Annotated in this window: 1 protein-coding gene; it reads right to left on the bottom strand. The window is 48.8% G+C overall.

Features of this window, described 5'->3' with window-relative positions:
- Positions 1-406, bottom strand: a 406-nt coding sequence (locus AC1DRJ_RS31835) for a 5-methylcytosine restriction system specificity protein McrC (RefSeq protein ID WP_477805589.1), incomplete at its 3' end; no start/stop codon positions are given.
- Positions 407-567: the final 161 nt, after the last annotated feature.

The following is a 567-nucleotide window of genomic DNA, read 5'->3' as shown; positions in this document are numbered from 1 at the left end:
CGCTAGGTTTAATACCGATGACCTGGGCAAGTGTTTGATCAGAAGGTAGTAGCAGAGCTTTTGAGGTTAGACAAAACGGGAGAACCCAAAGATTGAGGTTTTTTGTCTTGGAAAAATTAAACACCGGTAACGGATGTGTAAAAATTTCGGTTTTCGGGTATATCAAGATCACATCCCCGTGGCCGTTGAGGTAGTTTTGTCCATATGCGTTCAGCTGATAGAAGTCAGCTTGCGCCAGTCCATATTTGTCGGTGCCGTTGGCCTTCGTGGCCTCGATCAGCTTCCATTTCGTATCCAGCACCAGCCCGGTAGTTGCCGACTCCTGAGCGAGTAAATCAGGCTTCAGTCGGAGCCAATTTTGCCCATGATGCTTGACTAGTGAAAAACTGCGAGCCTGTGTTTTCAGGTGGAACTGAGCTGCTAGTGATGAGTACTAKCCGTGGGTATTCGAATAGCTCAGCTTGGAATCGCTCGCTTTGTCGCCAGTGTCTTTGCGTGAGAATACGCCGAACTTAAACGATGAGCCGCCCCAGATGCTTCCCTGCTCATCCAATCGCGATTCAATCC

It is taken from the genome of Pseudomonas sp. P5_B2 (genome assembly GCF_056400445.1).
This window is presented reverse-complemented; position numbering and strand designations above follow the sequence as displayed.